Genomic DNA, 1,092 nt, shown 5'->3' on the forward strand with positions numbered 1-1,092 from the left:
GATCCTCTTGTATCGTTGCCACACCATGATCACAAAACTTCCATTAGCTCTAAAACTATAGGAGTATACGAACAAGGATACAATGAACTAACTTTATCCAACTTAAAAGATAAAGAACAAATCTATCTAAAAGCAGAAAGAGACTATAATGAGTTGGTTCAGCACAACTTTACTCAAAGAATTTTAAATGATAAAGATTCTATGGTGGATGGGATTTATAATGAAAGAATTAAAAAAGTTCATACGCAAACCATAGATTTAGCTAAAAATGTCAATGTTGGTGCTGAGTATCTAATAAATGTAGGTTTATCTAAAGACACCATAGTTGGATTATCTAACACTTTAAATGTAGGAGTAGACAACAAGTTAAGAGTAGCTAAAAATTCAAGTGAATATATAGGAGAAAATAAAGACACTGAAATATGCGCAAACAAAAATACCATTATACATAAAGATGAAACTAGAAATGTTAAAGGAAACAAAAAAGAAATTATAGAAGGTTATTACAATATAAATACAAGCAATAAAATACAAGTCTTGAGCGAAAAAGAGATAGATTGTAAAAGTAAAGACAATATTCTTTTTACAAGCAATGAATCCATGGGATTTGAAAGCGATAAAAATACAAGTATGGTGGCTGATAATATCACTACCTATGCAAAAACAACTCATTATCTAAGGGCTGATAGTGAGGCAACTATACAAGTAGGAGAAACATTGATTAATGCTAAACCAGATTGTGTTATCATTAAAGCAGGTGGAGTAGAAGTAGTGATAGATTCTAAGGGTCTTGTTGTCAAAGGTGGAGAAATTAAAGCGGAGTAAATATATAGTATTTTTTTGAAAATAAATACTATATTTTAAAAATTTTAGAATGCCAAATATTAGTAATACAATAAATAGTATAAAAAAATATCATTATGATTTTTATAGAAAATTTTATAAACTATTTTTAAAATACCAAGGAATATAAATGAAAAAACCTTTTTATAAACTTAAAAGATTTTATATACCCTGTATTATATTAATCATAATACTTGCCGTGCTTGCAAAATTACTTTATTCTCCTTTATATACGATTTATTGGGGAAT

General features: G+C 27.7%; 1 protein-coding gene. It reads left to right on the forward strand.

Going from position 1 to position 1,092, the window contains the following annotated elements:
• Nucleotides 1–825: bacteriophage T4 gp5 trimerisation domain-containing protein (locus L8U98_RS08190; protein WP_318529470.1), on the forward strand; the 825-nt coding region annotated here is incomplete at its 5' end.
• Between the last annotated feature and the right edge of the window lie 267 nt (nt 826–1,092).

The sequence above is a fragment of the Campylobacter sp. RKI_CA19_01128 genome (assembly GCF_025771175.1).
Lineage (GTDB): Bacteria > Campylobacterota > Campylobacteria > Campylobacterales > Campylobacteraceae > Campylobacter_D.